Genomic DNA, 22,302 nt, shown 5'->3' on the forward strand with positions numbered 1-22,302 from the left:
CACGAAGGGAACCACCCACGATGGCGAACGAACCTCAGGCGACCAGCTGTTGCAGCACCGGTGCGTCCAACCCCGCCGCGGCGGGCGACGGCACCGAGAACCTGCTCGGCGCTGCGAGCGACGACATGACCACCTGCCCGGTCATGGTCGGCAGCCCCGTCAGCAAGAAGGCGGCCGAGGCGGCCGGTCTGTACCGGGACCACGAGGGTGAGCGGTACTACTTCTGCTGCGGCGGATGCGGTCCGGCCTTCGACTCGGACCCGGCGAAGTACGCCGCCAACATGGCGTAGCGACGTGGACGCGGGGTCCGCGGCGCCCTCGTGTGCCGCGGACCCCGCCCGTCAACCTCGCCCTTCCCCGGAAGCCCGCAGCTCGCCGCCGCCCCTCGCGGGTGCGGCGCCCCTATCCGAACCTGGAGAACGCACCCCATGACCGCACGCCACGTCGTGATCCTCGGGGCAGGATCGGCCGGTACGGCCGCCGCCCGAGCCCTCGCCGGTCGGGGCGACGTCCGGACGACCGTCGTCGGACGGACCGGCGAGAGCCCGTACTCGCGGATGCTCGTCAAGAACGTCGCCTACGGGCAGGCCGCCCCCGAGCTGATCCGGCTGCCTGCCCCTCACGGAGAGCTCGTCGCCGACACCGCCGAGCGGGTCGACCCCGCGACGCAGGATGTCCACCTGGCCTCGGGGGCCACGATCACCTACGACGCGCTCCTCGTCGCGACCGGGAGCCGGCCCCGAGGCCTGGACCCCGACGTCGCAGGGGTGGAGCACGCCGTCCGGGCGGGCCGCCTGCTCACGCTGCACTCGCTCGACGACGCCGTGCGCATCCGGGAGGCGATCGCGGCGTGCGGGGAGTCCGCGCGCGTCGCGATCTACGGGGGCGGGCTGATCGCGTCCGAGACCGCCTCGACGCTGCAGGCGCTGGGGCACCGGGTCAGCCTCGTCGCCCGCAGCAGGGTCCCCGGCGTGGCCGGCTTCGGACGGCCGGTCGCCGAGCGCGTCGCCGCCGACCACGAGGCGCGGGTGACCACGTACTTCGGCCGCACCGTCCGTCGCGTCCTCGCGACACCGGACGCGACGGTCGTGACCCTCGACGACGGGACCGACCTGGAGGTCGACCTCGTCGTCGTCGCGCTCGGCACGACGCCTGCGGCTCCATCACCCTGGCGCGACGGGGTCGCCGTCGACGACCGGCTCCGTGTCTCCGGTCACGGGGCCGTGTACGCGGCGGGCGGCGCCGCCGTGCATCACGACGACCACCTCGGGACGTGGCGCATCGACCACTGGGAGGACAGCGCCGCGCAGGGGGTGCACGCCGCGCAGACGGTGCTGCACGACCTCGGCCGCGGCGAGGACCCGGGCCCGTACCGGCCCCGCAGCGCGTACATGGCGATGATCCACGGTCGGCTGATATCGGGGGTCGGGTACACGGGACACCCCGGGACGCGCGTCGCGCAGACCGACGGGCTCGTGGTCCTGCACGAGCAGGAGGGCACGGTCGTCGGCGTCAGCGGGGTCGAAGCGGTGGGCGAGGTCTACGGGTGGGGCAGCCGGCTCCACGAGGCGCGAGCCTAGATGCAGTCCTTCACCACCGGGGCACGACGCCGGGGCTCGCGTCTGGCCGTCGTCGGGACGTTCCTGCTCATGGTCGCGGCGAGCGCTCCCTCCCCCTTCTACCCGGAGCTGACCGAGCGGCTCGGGCTCGTCCCGGTCGCGACGACGTCGGTCTTCGCCGTCTACGCGTTCACGATGCTCGGCGCGCTGCTCGTCGCGGGCGGACTCTCCGACGTGGTGGGCCGCCGGCCCGTCATCACCGTGGGCTCCGTGGTCCTCGTCGTCAGCCTCGTGCTGTTCTGGCAGGCGGACGGCCTGGCCACGCTCCTCCTGGCCAGGTCGCTCCAGGGTGTTGCGGCCGGCCTGCTGCTCCCGGCGTTGTCCGCCATGGTGGTCGACCTCGCCTCTCCGCGGCGGCCGGGGGCAGCGGCGCTGTGGAACACGGTCGCGCCCATGACCGGGCTCGGGACGGGGGCGCTCGCGGGGGCGCTCGCCCTCGACCACGCGAGCGAACCCGCCGACGTCGTGTTCGGCGCGCTCGCCGCGGTCTTCCTCCTGGTCTCGGCCGTCGTCTGGTCGACCCCGGACGTCGTGCGCGCCCCCGCCGCGCGCACACCGTGGACGGTCCCACGGCTCGGCGTCCCCCGGCACGTGCGTCGGCGACTGGCGGTGGCGACTCCGGCGATCGTCGCGGGCTGGGCGACGAACGGGCTCTTCCTCGCCCTCGGGTCGTCGGTCGTCGCGAGCGAGCTCGGCGCGACGACGCACGTCGGGCAGAGCCTCGGCATCACCGTCTTCGCGGCCTCGGGGATCGTCACGTCCGTCGTGCTCCGCCGACGGCCGGCCCGGGTCGTCAGCGTCTTCGGCACGTCCGCCCTCGGTGCGGGCACCGCGCTGAGCGTGGCGGCGCTCGCGGTGCATTCATTTCCCGTCTACATCTTTGCCGCCATGATTCTCGGTGCGGGATTCGGGACCGCTTTCATGGGAGTTCTCCAGACATTGATGCCCCGCGTCGCGCCGACCGAGAGAGCGGCCGTCATGGCCGTCATGTACACCATCTCCTATCTTGCTTTCGGGGTCCCGTCGATCATTGCCGGGCTCCTCGTCCCGCTCGTCTCGCTCGCGGGGGCGATGACCGTCCTCGGCGCGGTGATCGTCGGGTTGTGCCTGGTGGCGACCGTGACACGCCTGCGCGTCCGGGACGACCAGGGCCTGGACGGCCCGCGGGCGCCGGCGTCGGTCTCGGACGGTTCCGTGCGGGCCGGTCGCCGATGAACGCGCGATCATCCGGATCTCGGTACCCGGCGGACCGCAGGAATGCGTTGAGCGCGTGTCGTGCGGAAAAGAGGTGATTGATGACGGCTGGTATTATGTCAACAGCCCGAGCATTGGTTGTCACCGATCTCGACGTCCTCGCACTGCCGGAACGTAAGGAATGCACGATGGAAAATTCTCGCGAGCCCTCGACGCAGCATCACGGGTACATGAGCGACAAGGAGAACTACCTCAAGCGCATGGGCCGCATCGAGGGGCAGGCCCGCGGAATCTCCAAGATGATCGACGACGAGAAGTACTGCATCGACATCCTCACGCAGATCAGCGCCCTCACGAGCGCCCTCGAGGTCGTCGCGCTGGCGTTGCTCGACGACCACCTCAAGCACTGCGTCGTCGACGCGGCCAAGATGGGCGAGGACGCCGGAGCGCTCAAGATCAAGGAGGCGAGCGACGCGATCGCTCGACTGGTCCGCTCCTGACCGGTTCCCGACCTCCTGACCGGCCCGGCGCTCCGGCGCGACGAAAGGCCCGCCTCCTCGCGACGAGGAGGCGGGCCTTTCGTGTTGCCACCGCGGCCGGACGGGGCGCGACGGGCGCGCGGTGACGGCCTGGGGGACCGTGCGGTCAGGCGGTGCGGCCGTTGCGGCCGCGGATCGCGCCGTAGACGCCCAGCACGATCACGGAGCCCACGATCGCGAGCAGCCACGTCTGGATCGAGAAGAACTCCTCGAGCGGCGCCGAGAACAGGACGCTCCCGAGCCAGCCGCCGAGCAGTGCGCCGAGGATCCCGAGGAGGATCGTCATCAGGATCGACCCGGTCTGCTTGCCCGGGAGGATGGCGCGAGCGATGAGTCCGGCGAGCAGTCCCAGAACGATGAATGCGAGGAAACCCATGTCATTCTCCTTTTGTCCCGTATGTGCCTTATTGGCCGGTGAGTCCCTACCTTGACACCGCCTCGGGCGGCTCGCACGTCGAAAGACGCCGAACGTCGGACACGTCACTTTTCGCGCTCTTCCGCTTGCGTGGGCCCGCGACGGGTGGCATCGCGCGCCCACGCACCTGGTCGTACCGTGAGGAAGGGCTCGGGTGCCGGCCACGAGCCCGCGGTGATCCGGATGCCGCATCGAACCGGGATGCCGGTACGGTGGAGCACTACCTGGACCGGCGGCCAGACGCCTCGCGTGCGTGCCGTCGTCGGGAAGGCCCTTCCTGCGGCCCGCAAGAACCACCCGTGAACCCACGACACGACCAGTACGGAGCGAAGAGCATGAGCAGCCAGACGACGCAGCGCAACGAGGCCACCGAGCGAGCCGGGGCCGTCGCCCGCTTCCTCGTGGCGATGGTCCTGTTCGTGGGCGGGATCGTCGCCTTCGGGTGGGCCTTCACGGTCGAGTCGAACCACGCGCTCATCTTCTCCGCCGGTCTCCTCCTGGTCACCCTCGGCTGCTTCGTCCCGATGGCGGGCCGCGACCGCTGACCCGGCCCGACGGCCGCCGCACGAGGGAGGGGCTCCGCACCGATGGTGCGGAGCCCCTCCCTCGTCTGTCGGGCGTCGTCCGCCTGTCGAGCGTCGTCGAGCGCGTCAGCCGAGCTGTGCGCGCACCGCGTTCGTCGCCGAGACGAGGTTCTCGAGCGACGCCACGGTCTCCTCGTAGCGGCGCGTCTTGAGGCCGCAGTCCGGGTTGACCCACACGAGGCGCGGGTCGATCGACTTCACGGCGAGCTCGAGCAGGTCGGTGACCTCCTCGGTCGACGGGACGCGCGGCGAGTGGATGTCGTACACGCCCGGGCCGATGCCGCGCGCGTAGCCGGCCTCGGCGAGCTCGGGCACGATCTCCATGCGCGAGCGCGCGGCCTCGACCGACGTCACGTCGGCGTCGAGGCCGTCGATCGCGCCGATGACCTCACCGAACTCCGAGTAGCACAGGTGCGTGTGGATCTGCGTCTCGGCCACGACCCCTGCGGTCGCGAGGCGGAATGAGCTTACCGACCAGTCGAGGTACGCGGCCTGGTCGGCCCTGCGCAGGGGCAGGAGCTCGCGCAGAGCGGGCTCGTCGACCTGGATGATGCCGATGCCGGCCGCCTCCAGGTCCGCGATCTCGTCGCGCAGCGCCAGGCCCACCTGGTTCGCCGTGTCCCCGAGCGGCTGGTCGTCGCGCACGAACGACCACGCGAGGATCGTGACCGGACCGGTCAGCATGCCCTTGACCGGCTTCTCGGTGAGCGAGGCCGTGAACGTCGACCAGTCGACCGTGATGGGGGCCGGACGCGTGACGTCGCCCCACAGGATCGGCGGGCGCACGCAGCGCGACCCGTACGACTGGACCCAGCCGTTCGCCGTGACCGCGAACCCGTCGAGGTTCTCCGCGAAGTACTGCACCATGTCGTTGCGCTCGGGCTCGCCGTGCACCAGGACGTCCAGGCCGATCTGCTCCTGGAGCTCGACCACGCGGCGGATCTCGTCCTGCATCGCGGTCGTGTAGTCCGCGTCGGACAGCTCGCCCTTGACGTTGAGCGCACGCGCCCGGCGGATCTCCGGGGTCTGCGGGAACGACCCGATGGTCGTGGTCGGCAGCAGCGGAAGGTTCAGCGTGGCCTGCTGGGCGGCCGCGCGCTCGGCGTAGTCGCCGCGCGAGAAGTCACCCTCGGTCAGGGCCGCGGCCCGCTCGCGCACCGCAGGCACGACGACGCCGCTCGCCTCGGCGCGGCTCGCGACGGCCGCGCGGGACGCCTCGATCTCGGCGCCGACGGCGTCGCGGCCCTCGGTCAGGGCGCGCGCGAGGACCGCGACCTCCCCGACCTTCTGGTCGGCGAACGCGAGCCAGTCGCGCAGGCGCACGTCGATCGCGCCGGTCGTCCAGTCCTCGTCCTCGACGTCGTGCGGGACGTGCAGGAGCGAGGTCGAGGTGCCGACGGTGACGGCGCCTGCTCCCAGGCCGGACAGCCCCTCGACCAGGGCGAGCTTCGCCGCGAGGTCGGCACGCCAGACGTTGTGGCCGTCGACCACGCCCGCGACGACAGTCTTGTCCGCGAGGCCCGCGACGGGGCCCGCCGGGACGGCGCCCTTGACGAGGTCGAGCGAGATCGCCTCGACGTCGGTCGCGGCGAGGAGCGCGAGGCCGTCGTGCTCACCCTGGAGACCGCCGAACGGCGCCCCCACGAGGATCGCGGGACGCTCGGAACCCACCGCGAGCTCGCTCGCGAGCACGCGGTACGCCTCGGTGACCGCGGCATGGACCTCGGCGGCCGGGACGTCGATCGAGTCGGACACGAGCGCGGGCTCGTCGAGCTGCACCCACGGTGCGCCCGCCGCGGCCAGGGCGCGCAGCAGCTCGACGTACACGGGCAGGACGTCCGCGAGGCGCGAGAGCGGGCTGAACCCGGGTGCGCTGTCGTCGGCGGCCTTGGACAGCGCGAGGAACGTGACCGGCCCGACGACGACGGGCCGGGTCACGACGCCCGCGTCCTTGGCCTCGACGAACTGGCGCACGATGCGGTCGTCCGCGAAGCGGAACGGCGTCGACTCGCTGATCTCGGGGACCAGGTAGTGGTAGTTCGTGTCGAACCACTTGGTCATCTCGAGCGGGGCGTCCTCGCCCGCGCCGCGCGCGACCGTGAAGTAGCCCGCGAGGTCCAGCGCACCCTTCTCGTCGGTGAGCGACGCGAAGCGCGACGGGACCGCCCCGAGGAGAGCGACGACGTCGAGCACCTGGTCGTAGTAGGAGAACGAGCCGGGTACGGCGCCCGACGAGGCGTCGAGGCCCAGGTCGACGAGGCGCTTCGCTGCGGCGACGCGCAGCGCCGAGGCCGTGGCCTCGAGCTCGTCGGCGGCGGTCCGGCCGGCCCAGAAGGACTCGACGGCCTTCTTGAGCTCGCGGCGCGGGCCGATGCGGGGGTATCCGAGGACGGAACCGGACGGGAACGTGGGTGCACTCATGGTGAATACCTCTGAACTGGTCAGACCGAGGAGCTGCCCAGGGCAGGCTCGGCGGAGGGAAGGGGAGTGCCGGAGACCCACGGCCCGCTGGCCAGGTCGGGGGTGCGGGACGAGACGCCGTCGGCGTCCCCCGCTGCCCCACCGCCGAGGTCGACTCCCTCGAGCAGGTCTAGAGCGGCTTGGTGCTTGTTGAACGTGTAGATGTGGAGGCCGGGCGCGCCGGCCGCGAGGACGCGGCGCGCGAGCTCGACCGAGTGCCGGATGCCCAGGGCGTGGCGCGCGTCCGGGTCCGGCTCGGCCTCAAGAGCCTCGACGACGCGGCGCGGTGCCGGGACGCCCGTGAGCTCCTCGACGCGCGCGAGGCGGGCCGGGTCCGTCATGGGCAGGAGGCCAGCGAGGATCGGGATGGTCACGCCCGCGGCGCGCGCCTCGGCGACGAAGTCGATGTAGGAGGACGCCTCGTAGAAGAGCTGCGTGATCGCGAAGTCCGCACCGGCCTGCTGCTTCTGCCAGAGGCGGCGCACCTCCTGGGTGCGGCTCGTCCCGGCGGCCAGGTTCCCGTCGGGGAACGTCGCGACCGCGATGGTCAGCGGGCGGGCCGCGCCGCGCAGCGCGACGCTCGGGCTCGCGGCGCAGCGCGACGCCTCGACCTCGCGCAGCAGGGCCACGAGCTCGGTGCTCGACCGCACGCCGTCCTCGGCGGGGCGCCAGTCCGGCTGGTCGCGCGGAGGGTCGCCCCGCAGGGCGAGGAAGCTGCGCACGCCCGCGTCGAGGAAGTCCGTGATGACGTCCTCGACGTCCTCGCGCGACGCACCCACGCACGTCAGGTGCGCGATCGGCAGCACGGGCGTGCCGTGCAGGAGCTGGCTGATGACACGGCGGGAGGTCTCGCGGTCCGTGCCCGCCGCGCCGTACGTGACCGACACGAAGTCGGGGGACGTCGCGACGAGGCGGCGAGCCGTCTCCCAGAACTTGGGCGCGGCGTCGGGACGGCGCGGGGGCATGAGCTCGAACGACACCGTGGGTCGCGGTGCCTCGTGCCCGAAGTGCCCCAGGTCGACGATGCTCATCGCGCGACCGCCGGGAGGGGCGTGCTGGTGGTGGCCAGGACGGCCGTGCGGTTGGCGCGTGGGAACCCGGTGCAGTGCGGGGTTGCGCAGGAAGATGCCTCGGTCATGAATCGCTCCATCGAACCTGGCTGTAGCACCCGTACCCGCGGGAGGCTTCCGTTGGGGGGTTGCTGCGGTGTCAACGAGCCAGGACTCTCGACCGCTCTGGATGGTGTTGACGATCGTAGGGGGAATCCATGATCTGAGCCAGTATCTGCTCGAAGCGTGAGACGGAGGGGTCCGGGGTGGTCCTGCGACCGGGTCCACGGTGCGTCCACGCGGTCGCGGGGCGCTCCCTCGGGCCCTGCGGTCGTCCTTCCAACGTACGCCTGTTCACGCGTTGGGAGGACTGGGGGGCCGACCTCGCTCGATCGCCGCACCGGCTTGTCGGTGCCGGGTGACTCACGCTGTCGAGTGCGGTTCAATGGTTGATCGTCGACACAGGCTCAGACATCGCGGACGCGGACTCGTGCGCGGGCACGGGTGAGTCAGCCATGAGCTGTACCGCGAAACTGGTCAGGGCGCCGGTCTCCTCGGTGATCCGTGTAAAGCAGGCCTCGGACACCGAGTTCAGCAGGTCGAGAGGTGACTGACAGGAGCCATCTGTCTGCTGAGGCAAACGTGGGTGTGGTGTCTGCCACCAGTCGAGCAGGGCCGCCGTGACGTGCACGGGTTGAGCGCCGACGCACGTGTCGCTGAGGAACTTGTTCACCTCTGCGAGCGCATCAATGATCTTCCCGTCACGGAACTGGAACGCGGGATAGTACTTCGCCCCGCCGATCTCGACCTCGAGCACCACCCCAAAATGTCGATAGGTCCTCAGCAGCTGTCGCTGGGCCCTCTTCCTCGCGCGTCCCGCCTGCTCCGACGGCGGTGGCGTCCCGGTCGCCTCGAATTCAACGTCAACGAGCGCTGCGCGGGTCTTGGCGGCGGTGAGGCTCTCGGTCTGATCGAGCAAGTTCGCCGCCAGCATGGGCGCAGAGTCGATCCTGAATCCGCGGTCCCAGACCGGACTTGATCTCCAGTCGGTGGGGAAGCCCAGCTGACCCATCGAGAACCGAAGCCCCAGCGACCGAGACTCGATGAAGTCGACGAGATCGACTACATCGGTCCGACCCGGCGCGATGCTCAAGAGCAGATGGCGCATGATCAGGACCACGCCGTAGAGCTTGTTGTTGACTCCTGTGTCGGCGAGGCAAGCGAGGTGGGTGTCGCCGGCCCCCTTCCGCGCCTGCCCCGGAGCGTCGATCAGAACGTCAAACGTGCGATTCCACAGTCGACCGTAGTGTGCGCAGATATTCCGCACGTTCCGAAGGTTGTTGAGCCAGTTTGCAAGTGCCCCACGGTCCCCGCGACCGTCAGCGGTGTGGACCTGAAATCGCGCAGCGAGAATCTCTTGGTCGACCTGCGGCATTAAGGTATAGAGGTTGCTGAGTACCCCGAACGACATCACCTCGGTTGCGACCCAGATCGGGAGATGTGGCCCGTACTTCTCGCGGAAGTGCAAGACGAACACGTCCCGTGCGCGTCGCTCGTGGCGGTCGTACTCCTCGAGCCATTCGCGATAGGCCGCAGTCGGTTCGGGAACCGCACCGGGTTCGGGATCGTGCACCGCTCCCAGAGTCTCCGGACACCTATGCGCGAACGTGCCGGCCCTGCCGAGCCTGTGGCCGATGAAGAACCGGAACGAGGTCTCGATCGAGCTGAGCATGTCGTTCAGGCGCGTACGGAGCTCGTGGTCAAAGTCGTAGAGGGCAACTACGTGCGCGAGACTGGTCCCGTCGACGAACGAGTCGAGTCGGATCTCGCGCCCATCATCGTCGAGCTGCGGTTCGGGAGGCGTCGGTCGTGCCCGATACAGATGCCAGTAGCCCGAGAGACGGTAGTACCCGTAGCGTTCCAGGATGCCGGATGCGAAGGACGCTGTGCTGCAGTCCATCCCGCGCTCGCGTAGACGACGAGCCTGCTCCGGCACCGTCAGGAACGGCTTTGCGTAAGTGCTGTCCAGGCTCGTCACGTGCGCAATCTACTGGAGCAGGCACTGGAGTGGTAGAACGAAAAAGAACAGGCCCGCGTCTCATCAAGAGAAGCGAGCCTGTCGTGTTGCCACCAGGTTACGGGCGAAGGGGAGGAGCGTCAAGGGTTGCGACGGCCATGGTCCCGGTGATCCCGGCGTTGAGAGGAACCAGGGCTGGCGGCTTGACGACGAGAGCCGGGCTCATCCGTCTGCGGGCTTCCGGCAGCAGCGACAGCATGTGCGAGCAGGGCCCCACCTGCGGACGGGTGGGGCCCTGCTCACCGCTGGTGCTGCGCGTCTGCCCGCCGGACCGCCGGACCGCCGGACCGCCGGACCGCCGGACCGCCGGCCCGCCGGACCGACAAGCGACTACTGCGCGAAGACCGCCGCCAGCCCCTCCCACGCGGAGGTGCGCACGTACACCGGGATGACGTCGCGCGGGACGTCCCGCGTCACGAGGACCCCGGAACCGTGGGCCTTGCCCGTGGCGGGCCGCCCCGTCCAGGCGTCGACCCACTCCCCGGCGGGGAGGTACGTCGTCCAGGTGGTTGCGCCCTCCTCGGTGACGGGGTGCACGAGCAGGTCGTCACCGAGCTGGAACTCGTCGGTGTGGGCCCACACGTTCTCGTCGTGCGGGTGGTCGACGAACAGCCCGCGCATGAGCGGGGCACCGGTCTCGATCGAGTGCCGCGCCTGCTCGGCGAGGTAGGGCACGAGGCGCTCGCGGAGCTGGGCGTAGGCGCGGAACACGTCGACGACCTCGGGGTCGTCGTTGGTCTCGGCCACGTACCAGGGGGTGCGGTCCCGCAGGGGGCGCTGGTGGTGGTTGAACTCCGAGTGGTACTGCATGACCGGGCTGAACGTCGCGGCCGCGACCCCGCGCAGGTAGAGCTCCGAGCCGGGCACGGGCCCGGAGAAGCCGGCGAGGTCCCAACCCCAGTAGACGATGCCGCACGCAGAGGCCGTGATGCCTGCGTTCATGGACCAGCGGAACGCCTCCCAGGTCGAGTTCTCGTCGCCCGCCCAGTGCAGGCCGTGGGCCTGCGACCCGGTGAACCCGGCGCGGGAGAACGTCACGGGAGCCTTGCCGTTCGCGCGCAGCAGGTCGCCGAACGCGCGGGCGTAGTGCACGGGGTAGAGGTTGTTGCCCTCGTCGCCCCGGCGCCCGTCGGCGTAGCGGAGCTCGTCTCCCCACGCGTGCTCGCCGCCGTCGGTCTTGAAGCCGTCGACGTCGAGCTCGCCCACGAGATACTGGCGGCGTGCGGTCCACCACTCACGGCCCTCGGGGGTCGAGAGGTCGGCCATGAGGGACTGCGGGAACCACCAACCGCGGTTGTGGTAGGGGCTGCCGTCCTCCTCGCGGACCGCGTGCCCGGCCGCGACCATGGCGCGCCCGTCGGCGAGCACCTGGGCCTCGTGGGGCACGTCGGGGCCGAGGTCGTGCTCGGTCTTGAGCAGCGGGATCTGCCACAGGACGACCTTGATGCCGCGGGAGTGCAGCTCGTCGATCATGCCCTTCGGGTCCGGCCAGGCGCCGTCGGCCGGGTACGTGAAGTCCGAGGCGGCGTGCGGGGCGCCGTCAGCGTTGGTCTCGTAGCGGGCGTCGCGGAAGATCGTGATGCCCTCCTCGTCGCTCCACGCCTCGATCACGACGACGCTCACGGGGACGTCGAGGTCGCGGTGCGCGTCCATCTGGTCCATGACGAGCTGCTGGGTGTTCCACTCGTTGCCCGACGCCCACAGGCCCAGGACCCACGACGGGAGCTCCTCGGCGCGGCCGACCTCGTCGCCGAACGCCTTGAGGACCTCCGTGGGGCTGCCCGCGTAGACGCCGACGTCGAGCGCGGCGTCGTCGCCCAGCGCCGTCTCGACGACGAGCAGGTCGGGCGAGGACGCGGCGACGTCGTACCAGGTGCGGCGCGACGTGCGGACGTGGAAGCCCCAGCCGGAGCCGCCCACGACGTGCGCGAACGGCATGGGCATGTAGGTGCGGCCCGTCGCGCCCTGCGACTTGTACTGCTCGAACACGACGGCATCGAGGCGCTTGCCGCGCTGGTCGACCGCGTCGAAACGCTCGCCGAAGCCGACGACGTGCTCGGACTCCGCGAGGCGGAACGCGAACCGCACGCGCCGGGCGCCGTCCTCGTCGGTCCACCACTCGACCGAGCCGGGGACGACGAGCGGGTGCTCGTCGGCGGGCACGCCGCCCACGGTCACCCCGCGGGCCCCGGCCGGAGCGGTCGAGGTCCACGTCCCCGCGCTGACCTCGAACCACTCGGTGCTCACGCCGTCGGCCGTGAAGCGGTAGCGGTAGCGACGCCCTGCGTCGAGGTCGGGGCTCGTGGCGTGCCACGCACCGTCGGCGGCGAGCTGGCCCGCCTGCGCTGCGGCGAGGTGACCGTCGCCGCCCGCGAGCGCGGCCGCGTCCGCGGGGGACACGGACCCGGGCGCGGCGGCGAACGTCGTGACCTGCTCGCCGTCGTCCCACTCGCACGTCACGGTGACGTCGGCGGGGGCGTCCTCGACGACGACGCCCAGGCTCACGGGGCTGCCGACGTTCGGCCGCACGGGCACGCGCTGGTCTGCGGACGCGGCGTAGGGGTGGCCGATGCCGGCCGGGCGGTGGATCAGGGTGGTCATGAGTGCTGCTCCGTCGTCGTGTCGGTCAGGAGGCCGAGCTCGTCGGCCAGGATCAGGTACATGCCGTGGGACCAGAGGAGCGGCAGGGCCACGGGCCCCCACTTCTCGATCCACTCGTCGCGCGAGGCGGGGTGCATCAGATGGTCGGGGACCTGCTCGGGCATCTGTCCGTCGGGCTGGGCCTGCGAGGCGATCCAGCGCAGGTGGCGCCACGCCTCGTCGGTCCGGCCCGCGATGGCGTGGTTCCATCCGAGGAGCGCGGACAGCAGCAGCCACTGGCCGCCGCCGTAGAACACGTCGGCGCGGAAGCGGTGCACGCCGCCGTCGACGTCGAGGTCGCGCGCGACGGCGTCGAGCGTGGCCTCCGCGACGGGAGAGCCGGGCTCGACGAGGCCGAACGGGACGACGCAGGCAGCGAGCGACGCGTCGACCGCGCCCGAGCCGAACCACTTCGCGAGGTGCGGGGCGTCGGGGTCGCTCGCGCGGCCCGACGTCATGCCCTCGGCGCGCACGAGTGCCGTGATCGCCTCGGCGACCTCGCGGGCGCGGGCCGAGCGGGCGTCGTCGAGCAGCGGGGAGCCGTCGGCGAGCCGGGCGCCCGCGACGGCCAGGAGGCCTGCGCGGACCGGGGCCAGGGTCGAGGGGTGGCGCTCCTCGACGTGCTCCTCCCACCAGTCGTAGCAGGGGAGCTGCCACGTCGCGAAGAGGTAGTCGACGGCGATCTGCACGGCGTCGCGGTACGGGTCGAGGGGGCGGTCGTGGCGCTCGGCGTGCGTCACGAGCTGCCACAGCCACATGCCGTAGCCGTCGGTCTGGAAGTCCCACCAGGGGTCCTGGCCGTCGGCGCCGTCGAGCAGGAAGCGCGTGGGGAGCATGTCGGTCAGGGGGAGCTGCTCGCCGCGGTCGGCCCGCGCGAGGAGGTCCGCGACGTGGTCGCCGCGGGACGCCAGGACGCCCACTGCCCACCGGTGGAACCGGTCGACGGACTCGACGTCGCCGTAGCGGGACATCCCCTCGGCGGTGAACGACCCGTCCCGGAACCACGCGTAGCCCTGGTAGGCGCTGAACGTGGGCGAGGCCGGGTAGGCGCCGCCCGTGTCCTGGTGCTGTGCGATCACCTCCGCGCTGGTCCGCGCCAGGTCGCGCAGGTGGTCGAGGTCGTCGGTCGTCGTGGGAAGGGCGAGGCTCATGGATGTCGTCCTGGTGCTGAGGGTGGGTGGTTCGGAGGTGTCGGGTCGTGGCGCAGGGGGACGCCACGACCCGCCGGCTGGGGGCGTCAGCCGAGCAGCGCGTCGACGCGCGAGGCGGCGTCGGTGAGGGCCTGCTCGACGGTCTTGCGGCCTGCGGCCGCGTTGGACAGCTCCTCGTTGATCGCGTCCTGCATCTCCTGCTGGGCTGCGATCACGGGCGGGAGCGCGACCGTGTCGAGGGCGTCGATCACGGCCTGACGGTTCGTGGGCGGCGTCTGCTCGAGGTACGGGGCGAGGGCTTCCTCGTCGGCGACGGGCGGAAGCTCCCACGAGCTCGCGAGCCGGGTGTCGACCGCGGTGGGCGAGACCGTGAGGAACTCCGCGAAGTCCTGGGCGGCCTCCTTCTCCTTCGAGGCGGCGGTCACGGCCACCCCGTTGGTGAACAGGGCCGAGGCCTTCGAGGCGTCACCGGGTTCGACGACGATGTCCCAGTCGAGGCCCTCGACCTGGGACAGGGCGTCGAACATCCAGATGCCCGAGTGCCACATGCCGAGCTTGCCGGCCGAGAAGAGGTCCTTGTCGAAGTCGGGCGTGCTCGACCCGTCGGCCTCGGTGGGCATGACCGTCCCAGGCTTGGTGACGAGCCAGGTGGCCGCCTTGACGCCCTCCGGGCTGTCGAACGCCGAGGCCGAGCCGTCCTCGGTGAAGAACTGACCCCCCGCCTGGTCCAGCACCTTGTAGAACTCGTGGAACGTCACGGGCTGGAAGTCGCCGTACACGCCTGCGGCGGTGTCGGTCAGCGCGGTCGCCGCGGCCTGCTCGTCCGCCCATGTCCAGTCGGCCGTGGGGTACTCGAGCCCGGCGGCGTCGAAGAGGGCCTTGTTGTAGTAGAGGACGACGTTGGAGTACGACGACGGGAGCCCGTACTGGGTGCCGTCGTGCGTGAAGGACTCCAGGAGCGTGTCCTTGTACGGGGCGGCGTCCACGTCCTCGAGGGGCGCGAGGGCGCCCGACTCGGCGTAGGACACGAAGTTCTCGTAGTTGAGGTCCACGACGTCCGCGACGGTCTTCCCGGCGAACGCGGTCTGCAGCTTGGTGAAGTAGTCCGCGTACGGGATCGTCTCGACCTGGACGTCGACGTCCGGGTTCTCCTTCTCGTAGGCCGCGACGATGGTGTCGAGGTCCTTCTCGTGCCCGTCGTTGGACGTGAAGTTCATGTAGCGCACGACGGTCTTGCCGTCCTCGCCCGTGGTCGTCGTGGCCGATCCCTGGGCGCAGCCCGTGAGGACGGTGGCGCCGAGAAGGGCGAGCGGGACCAGCGCGGCGGTGCGCTTGGCAAAGCGTGAGGTCATGAGACCTCTCCTTTCGGTGGGGGTGCGTGCTACTGCGGGGGACTACTTGAGGCCGGTGTGGGACATGCCGGCGATGATGTGGCGCTGCGCGAACATGTAGACGATCGCGATCGGCAGGATCGACACGACCGAGCCCGCCATGACGACGTCCCACTGGGTCGTGAACTGGCCCTGGAGCGTGGACAGGCCGAGGGGGAGCGTCATGAGCTCGGGGGAGCGGATGACGACGAGGGGCCACAGGAAGCTGTTCCAGGAGCCCATGAAGGCGAAGACCGCGAGCGTCGCGAGCGCGGGCTTGACGAGGGGCAGGACGATGAGGCCGAAGATCCGCAGGTGACCGGCGCCGTCGAGCGTCGCGGCCTCGTCGAGCTCGCGGGGCACGCCGTCGACGGCCTGGCGCAGGAGGAAGATGCCGAACGCGGACGCGATCGTCGGGGCGAGCAGCGCGAAGTACGTGTCGTTGAGGTTGAGCCGGGTCATCTGGATGAACAGCGGCACGACGAGGACCTGGAGCGGGATCATGAGGGTCGCCAGGTAGGCCGCGAACACGACGTTCTTGCCCTTGAAGCGCAGACGGCTGAAGCCGTAGGCCGCCATGGAGCCCGTGATCATCTGCAGCAGGGTCGCGACGACCGCGACCCCGAACGAGTTCGCGATGATCCGCCAGACCGGCATGGATTCCATGAGGGTCCGGTAGGCGTCGAGCGTCGGGTCCTCGACGATCAGCGACGGACCGCCCGAGAGCGATCCGGCCGGCGTGATCGACGTGATGACCGTCCACAGGAACGGGAAGAGCATGATGACCGCGCCGACGACGACGGACGCGTACAGGGCGATGCGTCCGAGGATCTGACCGGCGGAGCGCCGGGGGCGCCGCAGGGGATCGGCCGCCGCGGGGGCGGGGCTGACGGGGGCTGTCGGGACGAGGGTCTCAGGCATGGTTCACCCACCTGCGCTGACCGCGCATCTGGAGCGCGGTGACGATGAGGATCAGGACGAAGAGGATCCAGGACAGTGCGGACGCGTCTCCGGCCCGGCCGTAGCGGAACGTGAGGTCGTAGATCTGACCGACCACGACCTGGCTCGCGCCGGACGGTCCGCCGCCCGTCATCACGTACACCTGGTCGAAGACCTGGAAGCCGTTGATGAGCGAGATGACGAGCACGAAGAACGTGGAGGGGGACAGCAGCGGGAACGTGATGTGCCAGAAGCGCTTCCAGGCGCCCGCGCCGTCGACCCGGGCGGCTTCGAGCACGTCACCGGGGATCGCCTGGAGACCGGCGAGCAGGATGACCATGACGAACCCGAGGTCCTTCCACGCCGAGGCGAGGATCACCGAGGGCATCGCCCACTGCGGGTCGGTCCACCACCCGGGGGCCGTCATGTCGGTCCCGAAGAGCCCGTTGAGCCCGTCGAGCACCGGCTGGATGAGCTGGTTGACGAGGCCGTTGGACGGGTTGAGGAGCCACTGCCACACGAGGGCCACGACGACCCAGCTCGTGATGACGGGCAGGAAGTAGGCCGCGCGGAAGAACGTGCGGCCCTTGAGAGCCCGGTTGAGCAGCATGGCCAGGCCCAGGCCGCCCACGTAGACGAGGGGCAGGTAGCCCAGGATGTAGAACAGCGTGTTCCCGAGAACCCGCCACGTGTCGCTCGAGGTCAGCAGGTCGGCGTAGTTGTCGAGGCCGACCCACGTCATGGGCGAGACGAGGTTCCAGTCGTGCAGGCTCACCCAGAGCGAGTTCACCATGGGGGCGAGCGTGAACACGACGAGCGGGACGGCGCTGGGGAGCAGGAAGAACAGGACCCACCCCCGGTTGCGCCACCGCGACCGTGAGGACGTGCTCTGTCGCTGCGGGGTCGGGCGCTTCGGTGCAGCCGCCCGTGGCGGCGCCGTGGCGGGGACGGACATCACTGTCTCCTCGTGGGGGTGAGGGCCGGCGCGCTGCCGGTGTCGGTCTGCATGCGGGCGACGACGAGCCGTCCCTGCTCGCCCGACGCGCCCGCGGCGTCGAACGGGGTGGCCAGGACGAGGGCGGCGGCGCCCAGGGCCCACTTGTCGTCGGCCCAGGGCTCGACGACGAACGGGATGGCCCGGCGGGAGGGCAGGAGGTGTGCCCGGAACGTCTTCTCGAAGCCGCTCTGCCAGTGGGCCCAGGCGCCGATGCCCTCGCCGAGCAGGACGACGAGCTCAGGGTCGAGGAGGTGGACGACGCCTGCGAGGGTGCGGCCGAGCAGTCGTCCGGCCTCGTGGTACAGGTCCCGGGCGCCCTGGTCTCCCGCGTCGGCGCGGGCCACGAGCTCGGCGACCGTCCCGTCGGGGCCGATGACGCCTGCGGCGATCGCACGGGTGCGCAGTGCGTCGTCGCCGATGTACGCCTCGAGGCACCCGTGGTTGCCGCACCCGCAGAGCGGGCCGCCCTCGGTCACGGGGAAGTGGCCGATCTCGCCGGCCCCGCCCGCGGCGCCGCGCCGGATGGTGCTGTCGACCACGAGCCCCGAGCCGATGCCGCGACCGATCGTCAGGACGAGGAACGACGCGTGCTCGTGCCCGGTGCCGTACAGGTGCTCGGCGACGGCCAGGGTGTTGACGTCGTTCTCGACGAGGACGGGCACGCCCAGCGTGTGGCGCAGCGAGGCGCCGACGGGGACCGCGGTCCAGCCGAGCGTCGGGGCGGTCACGATCCCGGAGGCCTGGGCGTCGACCGAGCCGGGGATGCCGATCCCGACGCCGAGGACGGGGCCGTCCTCGGCCGCGAGGACGTCGCGCAGGAGGTGCCCGAGGGCGTCGAGCGCGTCGGGGCGTCGGGGGTCGAACGGGTGCGACGACTGCGAGAGCGCCTCGCCGTCGAATCCGACCGACACGACCGCGACGTGGTCGGCCGTGACCTTGGCGCCGATCGCGCGGGGGGCGGGGGCGCTGCTCAGCCCGAGGAGGCGGGCGGGGCGTCCGCCCTGGCTCGGCACGGTCTCGAGCTCGACCAGGAGGCCTCGCTCGACGAGGTCCTTGGTGATCTGGGTGACGGTCGCGGGGCTGACACCGAGCTCGCGGGCGATGGCCGCACGGCTCCTGGGGCCTCGCGTTCCGAGGAGAGCGAGCGTCGCGGCGGCACCGTGGTCGCTTCGAGCGGTGGTGGTCGGCACCGGAGAACTCCTTTGTTCGGAACTATCTTTAGCCCCAAACTAAGTCGGTCTGCCGAGATGTGTCAAACGTGCTGGTCGCCGTGGCGGATGGGCGTTCGGACCGGGCGGGCCATACCCTGGCCGATATGGACACCGAAGAACGTCTGGCCGTCTTCCTCGACTACGACAACCTCGCGCTGGGCGCGCGCGACCACCTGGGCGGGATGACCTTCGACTTCAAGCCGATCGCCGATGCGCTCGCCGCGCGCGGTCGCGTCGTCGTCCGCCGCGCGTACGCCGACTGGTCCTACTTCGACGAGGACCGCCGCTCCCTGACCCGCCACCAGGTCGAGCTCATCGAGATGCCCCAGCGCATGGGGGCCTCGCGCAAGAACGCGGCCGACATCAAGATGGTCGTCGACGCGATCGAGATGGCCTTCGAGCGTGAGTACATCTCGACCTTCGTGATGTGTACAGGGGACAGCGACTTCTCGCCCCTCGTGCACAAGCTGCGCGAGCTCAACAAGCGCGTGATCGGGATCGGCGTCGAGAACTCGACGTCCAAGCTGCTTCCGCCCGCGTGCGACGAGTTCCTCTTCTACGACCGCCTCGAGGGCGTCGAGATCCCCGACGAGCCCGTCGAGCGCAAGCGCTCCTCGAACAGCTCGAACCGCAGCACGACCCGCAAGTCGTCGAGCCGCTCGTCGGGCTCGAGCTCCGGCTCGTCGAGCACGTCGAGCAAGGCCGCGGCCGTCCCCGCGCCCGAGGCTGCGACGGCGCCCGCGCCGACCACCTCGGCCGCCGAGGCGGCGCCGTCGGATCCCGAGCCGACCCCCGCCCCGCTGGACGTCGAGGCCGAGCTCGGCTCCGCCGTCGGGCACGGGGCCTCCTCGACCAACGAGGACGAGGACCTCGCGGTCCTCGTCGCGCAGACCCTCGCCGACCTGTCGAGCTCGTCGAGCGGGGCCGTCGTGGCCTCGACGCTCAAGCGCACGCTGCTGCGCAAGGACCCCACGTTCAGCGAGGCCGACTACGGCTTCCGCAACTTCGGCGAGTTCCTGCGCTACCTCGAGGAGCGCGGTGTCGTGCAGCTCAGCGCGGGCCCCGCCACGGGTGACCCCGAGGTCTCGCTGCCCGAGCGCGGGCACGCGGGCGACGACTTCGCGCTGCTGCGCACCGTCGTGGGCGAGCAGGGCGACTCGGTGCCGTTGTCGGGCCTCAAGAACCAGCTCCGCAAGAAGCGCCCCGACTTCAGCGAGAAGGCGCTCGGCTACCGCAGCTTCCTCCAGTTCTGCAAGGCCGCGCAGACCGCGGGCGCGATCGACCTGCGCTGGGACGACGACGCCGACGACTACCTCGTGTCCGTCGCCACGCGCTGATCTCACCACCCGACAGGGCACGTCCGGCCGCTAGGCTCCGGGCGTGCCCTTTCGACGACGAGAGCAACCCCGCCAGATCGCCTTCGAGGCGGTCGACGACCTGGACGACGACCTGCTCGTGCCGCGGACCTCGCGTCCCGGCACGCCCTCCGACCGGCCTGACACCCCGCCCGACGACGTCGCTCCCGCCGGACCCGACGGCGTCGGCACGAGCGGTGGTGAGGACGGCATGGTCCCGGTTCCGCGCGACCCGAGGGCGCGCCGCCGCCGACGCCTGGTCGTCGCCGGCGTGGCCGGGGCCCTCGTGCTCGTCCTCGGCGGGCTCACCGCGGTGGACGTGGTCCGCGCCCGCCAGGCCGACGCGTTGCTGCGGACGGCGCCGGGCGGGGTCGTCGGGCTGACGCAGCCGCCCGAGGAGGTCTGGAGCGTGGGCACCGGCGAGGCACGGCCTGCGTTCGTCGACGACCTCCTGCTCCTGGGCCTCGAGGACGCTCTGGTCGGCCACGACCTGTCCACGGGGGAGGTGTCGTGGCGCCGGGAGGAGCTGGCAGGGTTCCGTTGCGGCACGGTGGGCCCGTTCGCCGAGGTGCCCTTCAGGACCTCGTTCGTCACCTGCCTGGGTGGTGGCGGACCGGTGGACGCCTTCCCGCGCGAGCCGTCCACGACCGTCGCCGTCCTGGGCTCCGACGGCGAGGTGCTCGCCCGACGTGACCTGGACCCGTCGCGTGGAGTCTCCGAGGTCCTGCCCGACGGCGACCTGGTCAGGGCGGCCCGGGACGGCAGCGACCTCGTCGTGACGGTCGAGGACGCGCGGACCGGCGAGGCCCGGTGGACGACGAGGGTCCCCCAGGTCGAGCCCGGTGAGGGACCTGGGCCCTGCGAGATCACGCAGGAGGACGGGTCGACCGTCGAGGACCGGGAGTCCGTGTACTTCTTGAGCCTGGTCGGCGTCATCTCGGTCGCGGGGTGCGGCGTGGACGCGTCGCTCACGGAGCAGGGCGAGATCGTGAGCGGCGCCGACCGGGGATTCACCCGGCCCCTGAGCGACGGACGGCTCGCCCGTACGTCATGGGACGGACGGACGACGGACGTCCTGGACGAGGACGGCACGCTGCTCTGGTCCACCAGTGCTCTCGTCAGCGAGCCCCTCGCGACGGACGGCACGGCGCCACCGCTCCTGTTCGCGCAGGGCGGCTCAGGGTTCACGGCGTTCGACGAGGACGGGCGCGAGCTCTGGTCCTTCTCCCGCTACGCCACCCGTGTCCTGCTCGTGACGAAGGATCTGACGGTCGTGGCCTCCTACCCCGGTGCGGTGGCGATCGACAACGCGACGGGTGAGGAGGTCTGGACGTGGAACGCCTCCGACAGCGGGGGATCGTCGACCAGCGACGTGACCGTGGCCTTCGCCGGCCGCGGTGCGCTGACGGTCGTCGTCGGGGTCGAGCCGGTCGAGAGGACGCGGTGGACCTCGATCGACCTGGCCGACGGCAGCGTGCGGTGGACCACGACGATCCCGGTCCAGGCCCACTCGTTCATGGCCGTCGGGGGCAGGCTCGTCAGCGCCGCAGACGGGAGGATCAGGGCATTCGGCTGACGCGGGCTCACCTCGTGCGGGCGCCCGAGCCATGCGCAACGGCCCACCATGCGTGAAAAACCGTGCACGGCTGCGCGTTCTCCCCGGCAAGCCCGGGGCCCGTCGGGGCGCCGGACCCCGGGGCTGGAGCCCCGCTGTCGGCCCCGCGTGCACGTCGGTGCACAATGGTCCGATGACGTATCGGGTGCTGAAGCTGATCCTGTCGCTCCTGGCCTTCACGCTGCTGAGGCCACGGGTGACCGGACTCAACAACATCCCCCGCCGCGGCCCCGTCATCCTGGCGAGCAACCACCTGTCGTTCGTGGACTCGCTCCTCATCCCCATCGTCGCCCCGCGCCACGTCACGTTCCTCGCCAAGGCCGAGTACTTCACGGGCACCGGGCTCAAGGGGCGGATCTCCCGCTGGTTCTTCACGACCCTCGGCCACATCCCCGTGCAGCGCGACGACCCGCGCGCCGGGCAGCGCTCGCTCGAGGACGCGCTCGAGGTGCTCAACCGTGGGGGCGCGTTCGGGATCTACCCCGAGGGCACGCGGTCGCGCGACGGCAAGCTCCACAAGGGACACACCGGGGTCGCCTGGCTCGCGCTCGCGGGCCACGCACCGATCGTGCCCGTCGCGATCCAGGGCACCGACAAGGTCCAGCCCGTCGGCTCGCGGATCCCGCGCATCCACCGTGTGACCGTCCAGTTCGGGGCGCCCATCGAGACCGCACGCCAGATCACGTCGGGCAAGCCCGCGCAGGCCCGCCGCGAGCTCACCGAGCAGGTCATGGACTCGATCCACGCGATGAGCGGCCAGCAGCGCGCGAGCTGACCGGCCGCCGGTCACCGATCGGCCAGGACACGCCACGTTCCTGAGAAGGACGTGCAAGACCTGCCCGGTCGTGATGTGCTCGGGGCAGGGCCACGTGCCCCAGGGATCGCGCCCGGCGGGTCCGCCCGCCACCGCCGCGCCCCGAGGGCTTCCGACTTGACCTCAACCACGGTTGAGGTCCTAGCGTGGCCGACACCGAACGAGAGGACTCACCATGGCTGTCTACACCCTTCCCGAGCTGTCGTACGACTACGGCGCACTCGAGCCCCACATCTCCGGCCGCATCATGGAGCTGCACCACTCCAAGCACCA

Annotated in this window: 18 protein-coding genes, 1 pseudogene and 1 riboswitch; of the genes and pseudogenes, 9 read left to right on the plus strand and 10 right to left on the minus strand. The window is 71.2% G+C overall.

The annotated features are described in order from the left end of the window. The first annotated feature begins 20 nt into the window (after positions 1-20). From IE95_RS0117560 to IE95_RS0117575, 4 genes are all read left to right on the plus strand, one after another. Positions 21-290, plus strand: a complete 270-nt coding sequence (locus IE95_RS0117560; RefSeq protein ID WP_030153335.1) for a YHS domain-containing protein — start codon at positions 21-23, stop codon at positions 288-290. A 138-nt stretch (positions 291-428) separates the two neighbouring features. After that, positions 429-1,580 carry an FAD-dependent oxidoreductase gene (locus tag IE95_RS0117565; protein WP_030153337.1) on the plus strand — a complete coding sequence of 384 codons (1,152 nt, stop codon included), beginning with the start codon at positions 429-431 and terminating at the stop codon, positions 1,578-1,580. Then, positions 1,581-2,834 carry an MFS transporter gene (locus IE95_RS0117570; RefSeq protein WP_051703270.1) on the plus strand — a complete coding sequence of 418 codons (1,254 nt, stop codon included), beginning with the start codon at positions 1,581-1,583 and terminating at the stop codon, positions 2,832-2,834. A 167-nt stretch (positions 2,835-3,001) separates the two neighbouring features. Continuing rightward, on the plus strand, positions 3,002-3,313 hold the full coding sequence (locus IE95_RS0117575) for a metal-sensitive transcriptional regulator (protein ID WP_030153341.1): 312 nt from the start codon (positions 3,002-3,004) through the stop codon (positions 3,311-3,313). Positions 3,314-3,458: 145 nt separating this feature from the next. On the opposite strand, the gene IE95_RS0117580 is transcribed toward IE95_RS0117575, so the two are convergent. Continuing rightward, positions 3,459-3,728, minus strand: coding sequence for a GlsB/YeaQ/YmgE family stress response membrane protein (locus IE95_RS0117580; protein WP_030153342.1), 270 nt, complete (start codon positions 3,726-3,728; stop codon positions 3,459-3,461). Positions 3,729-4,102: 374 nt separating this feature from the next. Here IE95_RS0117580 and IE95_RS0117585 point away from each other — a divergent pair, with 374 nt between their 5' ends. Next, entirely contained in the window at positions 4,103-4,312 is a 210-nt protein-coding gene (locus IE95_RS0117585) for a hypothetical protein (RefSeq protein ID WP_030153350.1), read from the plus strand. 105 nt (positions 4,313-4,417) lie between these two features. Here IE95_RS0117585 and metE read toward each other — a convergent pair whose 3' ends face one another. The 9 genes from metE to IE95_RS0117630 all read right to left on the minus strand — a co-directional run bounded on the left by metE (position 4,418) and on the right by IE95_RS0117630 (position 18,224). Next, on the minus strand, positions 4,418-6,772 hold the full coding sequence (metE, locus tag IE95_RS0117590) for a 5-methyltetrahydropteroyltriglutamate--homocysteine S-methyltransferase (protein ID WP_030153352.1): 2,355 nt from the start codon (positions 6,770-6,772) through the stop codon (positions 4,418-4,420). 20 nt (positions 6,773-6,792) lie between these two features. Continuing rightward, positions 6,793-7,842 (minus strand): methylenetetrahydrofolate reductase, encoded by a 1,050-nt coding sequence (locus IE95_RS0117595; RefSeq protein ID WP_036572560.1) that lies wholly within the window; start codon positions 7,840-7,842, stop codon positions 6,793-6,795. A gap of 112 nt (positions 7,843-7,954) precedes the next feature. Beyond that, positions 7,955-8,057: riboswitch (SAM riboswitch) on the minus strand. Positions 8,058-8,302: 245 nt separating this feature from the next. Then, a complete protein-coding gene (locus tag IE95_RS0117600) occupies positions 8,303-9,898 on the minus strand; it encodes an Abi family protein (RefSeq protein ID WP_084690399.1) in 1,596 nt (531 codons plus the stop codon). Positions 9,899-10,267: 369 nt separating this feature from the next. Then, a complete protein-coding gene (locus IE95_RS0117605; RefSeq protein WP_030153355.1) occupies positions 10,268-12,538 on the minus strand; it encodes a glycoside hydrolase family 31 protein in 2,271 nt (756 codons plus the stop codon). Then, positions 12,535-13,728, minus strand: coding sequence for a glycoside hydrolase family 15 protein (locus IE95_RS0117610; RefSeq protein WP_030153356.1), 1,194 nt, complete (start codon positions 13,726-13,728; stop codon positions 12,535-12,537). Before IE95_RS0117610 ends, IE95_RS0117605 begins: the two co-directional genes overlap by 4 nt. Before the next feature lie 86 nt (positions 13,729-13,814). Beyond that, a complete protein-coding gene (locus IE95_RS0117615; protein ID WP_030153357.1) occupies positions 13,815-15,080 on the minus strand; it encodes an ABC transporter substrate-binding protein in 1,266 nt (421 codons plus the stop codon). Between the two features lie 42 nt (positions 15,081-15,122). Next, the gene (locus IE95_RS0117620; RefSeq protein WP_084690400.1) at positions 15,123-16,019 is read right to left on the minus strand and encodes a carbohydrate ABC transporter permease; all 897 of its coding nucleotides are present in this window, start codon (positions 16,017-16,019) and stop codon (positions 15,123-15,125) included. Further along, positions 16,012-16,992 (minus strand): carbohydrate ABC transporter permease, encoded by a 981-nt coding sequence (locus tag IE95_RS0117625; RefSeq protein WP_084690401.1) that lies wholly within the window; start codon positions 16,990-16,992, stop codon positions 16,012-16,014. Before IE95_RS0117625 ends, IE95_RS0117620 begins: the two co-directional genes overlap by 8 nt. Beyond that, positions 16,992-18,224, minus strand: coding sequence for an ROK family transcriptional regulator (locus IE95_RS0117630; RefSeq protein ID WP_051703271.1), 1,233 nt, complete (start codon positions 18,222-18,224; stop codon positions 16,992-16,994). The genes IE95_RS0117625 and IE95_RS0117630 overlap by 1 nt, the downstream gene beginning before the upstream one ends. A 125-nt stretch (positions 18,225-18,349) precedes the next feature. On the opposite strand from IE95_RS0117630, the gene IE95_RS0117635 reads away from it, so the two are divergent. From IE95_RS0117635 to IE95_RS20245, 4 genes and pseudogenes are all read left to right on the plus strand, one after another. Beyond that, positions 18,350-19,582, plus strand: a complete 1,233-nt coding sequence (locus IE95_RS0117635) for an NYN domain-containing protein (protein ID WP_030153361.1) — start codon at positions 18,350-18,352, stop codon at positions 19,580-19,582. Positions 19,583-19,625: 43 nt separating this feature from the next. Further along, positions 19,626-21,176 carry an outer membrane protein assembly factor BamB family protein gene (locus IE95_RS0117640; RefSeq protein ID WP_030153362.1) on the plus strand — a complete coding sequence of 517 codons (1,551 nt, stop codon included), beginning with the start codon at positions 19,626-19,628 and terminating at the stop codon, positions 21,174-21,176. A gap of 172 nt (positions 21,177-21,348) precedes the next feature. Further along, positions 21,349-21,990: a lysophospholipid acyltransferase family protein gene (locus tag IE95_RS0117645; RefSeq protein WP_030153363.1), complete on the plus strand. Its 642-nt coding sequence runs from the start codon at positions 21,349-21,351 to the stop codon at positions 21,988-21,990. 214 nt (positions 21,991-22,204) lie between these two features. Continuing rightward, positions 22,205-22,302, plus strand: a pseudogene (locus tag IE95_RS20245) (superoxide dismutase); the annotation flags it as partial.

The organism is Oerskovia turbata (assembly GCF_000718325.1).
GTDB lineage: Bacteria > Actinomycetota > Actinomycetes > Actinomycetales > Cellulomonadaceae > Oerskovia > Oerskovia turbata.